Here is a 4,347-nt window from a genome sequence, read left to right as displayed (position 1 = left end):
AGCGTGAACGCCCCGGACATTCTGGCCGTGCTGCGCCGGATCGAAGCGCGCGGCGCCGTGGACCTGGCGCACCGCCAGCATCAAGTCTGTGGGCAAGTGTTTCGCTATGCCGTAGCCACCGGGCGCGCGACCGCCGACCCGACCCCTGCCCTGCGCGGCGCCATCCCGCCCGCGCCCAAGGTGCACCTGGCCAGCATCAAGGAACCGGCGCGCGTCGGCGAGCTGCTGCGCGCGCTGCACAGCTACAGCGGCGGCCCCGTGGCATCCGCTGCGCTCAAGCTGGCGCCGCTGGTGTTCACCCGCCCCGGCGAACTGCGGCATGCAGAATGGGCCGAGATCGACTTCGACAATGCCGAGTGGCGCATCCCGGCGCACAAGATGAAGATGCGCGCGCCGCATATCGTGCCGCTGAGTACGCAAGCCATCGCCATCCTGCGCGATCTGCAGCCGCTGACCGGGCGTGGCAAGTACGTGTTCCCTTCACCGCGCGGCGCCGCGCGCTGCATGTCCGAAAACGCCATCACCGTCGCCCTGCGCGCGCTGGGCTACGACGGCCAGACCATGACCGGCCACGGCTTCCGATCGATGGCCAGCACGCTGCTGAACGAGCAAGGCTGGAATCGCGACGCCATCGAACGCCAGCTTGCGCATGCCGAGCGTGACGCGGTGCGCGCCGCCTACGACTATGCCGAACACATGCTCGAACGGCGCAGGATGATGCAGGCATGGGCCGACTATCTGGACGCGCTGCGCAATGGCGCCGACGTGGTACCGATCAAGTGCGACGCATGATGCCGCCATAGCAGGCATGATATATTCATGACATGGCAACTGAGCTACTACAGCCCGAAGGTCGCGGCACTGATCGAGGCATGGCCGGCAGGCGTGCACGCCAGCTATCTGCGCATTGCCCAAACGATGGCCGTACACGGCCCCGACTTGGGCATGCCGCATACGCGCGCAATGGGCGGTGGCCTGTTCGAGGTACGCGCCAAAGGCCACAAGGGTATCGGACGCGCGTTCTACTGCACCGTCACCGGGCAGCGCATCGTGATCCTGCATGCATTCATCAAGAAAACCGAGCAAACCCCGGCACGCGAGCTTGAAACCGCACGCGCACGGCTGAGAGAGGTCAAGACATGAAACCCGAACGCTACGAGCCGGTCCCTTTCGATATCGAGGCCACGCATGCGCGCTGGCTGAAACAGCCCGGCTACGAGAAAGCCTACGCCGCGCTGGCCGACGAGTTCGCCATGCTGGGCGAATTGCTGCGCGCGCGCCAAGCTGCGGGACTCACGCAAGCCGAAGTGGCCGAGCGCATGGGCATCCCGCAATCATCCGTTGCGCGTCTGGAATCGAGCGCCGGCAGCCGCAAGCATGCCCCGTCCATCGCCACGCTGCGCCGCTATGCCGACGCGCTGGGCTGCGATCTGCACTTGAGCCTTGCGCCCAAGCCCGAGCGCACCCGCAAGCGCGCCTGATCGACTTCGCCACGGCTAGGGTAGCTCCCGCACGCCGGCCACCTTCACCGGCTGCCGTGGCGATCCTTTGAAGGGCGCGGGGAAGGTGCCTGTGAAATCCAAGCCAGTCGATTCGCTGGACAACACTCCCGAACCGCTGCTGCACTGGATCTATAGCCAGCAGCCGATGCCTTCCGAGGTGCAGCGCGCCGCGACGTTTTATGAAGCCGCAAGAGTCGTTCGCGCACTTTCCCTGACTCCGCTGCGACGATTCATGGCGGTTTTCACATGGGCGACGATTGCACTGATCGCCGACCAGACCCAACCGCAGGCCCAACCGCACAACGCCACGCACTGGAGCGTGCGCAGCATGAGCGCCGCGACCGGTATATCGGCACCTGCGGTGCATCGGATCTGGCATGCGTTCGGGCTGAAGCCCCACCTGCAAACCACCTTCATGCTGTCCACCGATCCGTACTTCGTGGACAAGGTACGGGATATCGTGGGCCTGTATCTGGCGCCGCCGGATCGTGCGCTGGTGTTGCGTGGACGATAAAGAGCCAGATTCAGGCGCTGGACCGCACGCAACCTGGGCTGCCGTTGACCTTTGGCAAGCCGGAAACGCGCACCCATGACTACTAGCTACACGGCACCACCTCCCTGTTTGCTGCATTGGATGTCGCCGCAGGCAAGGTCATCGGGCAGCTCAAGCGACGCCATCGCAGTGCCGAGTTCCTGCAGTTCCTGAAGGCCATTGATGCCGCCACACCCCGGCGGATCAGGACATCCAACAGATCATGGACAATGATGGGACGCGCAAGACCGAGAACGTGCGCGCATGGTTTGCGGTGCGGCCGCGCTACCACGTGCACTTCACGCCGACCCCCGCCTCCTGGCTCAACCTGGTGCCGCGGTTCTTCGGACAGATCAGCGAAAAATGGATCAAGCGCAATGCACACACCGGCGTCGCCGATCTCGAACAATCCATCCGCGATGACATCGACACGCACAACGCCGACCCCAAACCCTTTGTCTGGCACAAGACCGCCGATGCCATCCTTGCTTCCGTGGCACGTGCCGCCACTAAACTAATTTGAAGTTATTTATGAGACGCCACACTAGATGAGCATGCAGTCCCCACGTCACGCCATGACAATCCGGCCGCGCCTGATTGTCACTGCAGATGACTACGGACTGCACAAAGCCGTCAACGAAGCCGTCGAACGAGGCCATCGCGAGGGCGTGCTGCGAACGGCCAGCCTGATGGTCGCGGCGCCCGCAACAGCCGATGCCGTCGCACGTGCCCGACGACTTCCGGATTTGACCGTGGGACTGCATCTGGTCCTGGCCGATGGCCGCGCCATACTGCCTCCGGCGCGCATTCCTGATCTGGTCGATGCGCACGGCCAGTTCAGCCACGCCATGGTGCACAACGGCTTCCGCTACTTTTTCCTGCCTCGCGTACGCCTCCAACTGGCCGCCGAGATACGCGCCCAATTCGAAGCGTTCGCCGCAACCGGATTGCACCTTGATCACGTCAACGCGCACAAGCACTTCCATCTACATCCAACCATCCTGTCATTGATGCTTTCAATCGGCAGGGAGTTCGGCCTGCGCGCCATTCGACTGCCGTCCGAGCCCGGCATGGGGCCGTGGTTGCAACCATGGCTGGCACTGATGCGTCGCCGCATGGACAAGGCCGGTATCACCTACAATAACCACGTCTTCGGTATCCGACATAGCGGCGGCATGGATGAAACCGCGCTCCTCGACATTCTGCGAGATCTGCCTGACGGTCTTTCGGAACTGTATTTGCATCCGGCGGTGCACGAAGGTCTGGTCGCCAGCATGGCCGATTACCGGCACGTCGATGAACTGGCCGCGCTACTCTCGCCGCGCGTGCGCGAGCTGATCAACGAACGCTGTCTGTTGTGCCACGGATTTTCAGATCCTGCGGCGACGCCCGCATGAAGAACATGAGGCGACTGGGCTATGTTGCCGGCCTCCTGGGCCTCGCCACTGTCATCGCGCTGGTGATACACCAAGGCTGGTCCACGATCTTCAGCGCCATCGGCCATGCGGGTTGGAGCTTGCTGTGGCTGCTGCCTTTCCATGTGCTACCACTACTGCTGGATGTGATCGGTTGGCGCGTGCTGCTGGCGCTGCGCGATCCCCACCGGCAAGCCACGATCCCCATATTGTTCTGGATCGCGGCGATACGTGAAGCATGCAACCGGCTGCTGCCGGTGGCCAACGTCGGCGGCGAGATCATCGGCATACGCCTGATCAGATGGCGTGGCATCGATAGCGCGGTCGCCGCCGCGAGCGTGATCATGGAAGTACTACTGTCCTTGGTCAATCTGTACCTGTTCGCGGTGCTGGGCATGGTGCTGCTGATCGAGCTGACACACAGTATCAGTGCCCCGGGCTCGATTCTGCTTACGCTGATTGCCAGCTTGCTGGTACCTGTCGTATTGATCGTGCTGTTGCGCCACGGAAAGGTGTTCTCGCGACTGGAGATCTTTGCGGAGAAACTGCTGGGTGGCCGTTCCCGACTGAGCAAACTGATCGACGGCTCGCGTCTCGACATGGAGATACGGATACTCTATGGCCGGCCAGGGCGCCTGCTCGTCGCCTGCACCTGGCAGTTCCTCGGATTGCTGGTGGGCAGCTTCGAAAGCTGGCTGGCGCTGCGACTGCTGGGCTATCCGGTCAGCGTATGGGATGCCATCGCCATCGAGGCCGTGACCCAGGCCTTGCGCCAGCTCAACTTTGTTACTCCGGCCGGGCTGGGCACGCAGGAAGTCGGTCTGGTTCTGTTCGGCAACATGATCGGCCTGCCGCCGGATGCCAGCATCGCGCTGTCCCTGGTCAAACGCATGCGTGA

The 4,347-nt window shown here is 63.3% G+C and carries 5 protein-coding genes and 1 pseudogene; all 6 read left to right on the top strand.

What is annotated here, in order from left to right; all coding sequences use genetic code 11:
• Positions 1–792 (top strand): tyrosine-type recombinase/integrase (locus ACYDAT_RS15715; RefSeq protein WP_461451337.1); only part of this gene is annotated, 792 nt, incomplete at its 5' end.
• 27 nt (positions 793–819) lie between these two features.
• Positions 820–1,143, top strand: coding sequence for a type II toxin-antitoxin system RelE/ParE family toxin (locus ACYDAT_RS15710; protein WP_461451335.1), 324 nt, complete (start codon positions 820–822; stop codon positions 1,141–1,143).
• Positions 1,140–1,481 (top strand): helix-turn-helix domain-containing protein, encoded by a 342-nt coding sequence (locus ACYDAT_RS15705; protein WP_461451333.1) that lies wholly within the window; start codon positions 1,140–1,142, stop codon positions 1,479–1,481. Before ACYDAT_RS15710 ends, ACYDAT_RS15705 begins: the two co-directional genes overlap by 4 nt.
• Before the next feature lie 322 nt (positions 1,482–1,803).
• Positions 1,804–2,557: pseudogene (locus ACYDAT_RS15700) on the top strand (IS630 family transposase); the annotation flags it as partial.
• A gap of 25 nt (positions 2,558–2,582) precedes the next feature.
• Positions 2,583–3,431 carry a hopanoid biosynthesis-associated protein HpnK gene (hpnK, locus tag ACYDAT_RS15695; RefSeq protein WP_461438550.1) on the top strand — a complete coding sequence of 283 codons (849 nt, stop codon included), beginning with the start codon at positions 2,583–2,585 and terminating at the stop codon, positions 3,429–3,431.
• Positions 3,428–4,347: flippase-like domain-containing protein (locus ACYDAT_RS15690; protein WP_461451331.1), on the top strand; the 920-nt coding region annotated here is incomplete at its 3' end. The genes hpnK and ACYDAT_RS15690, both read left to right, overlap by 4 nt.

The organism is Metallibacterium sp. (assembly GCF_054637675.1).
This window is presented reverse-complemented; position numbering and strand designations above follow the sequence as displayed.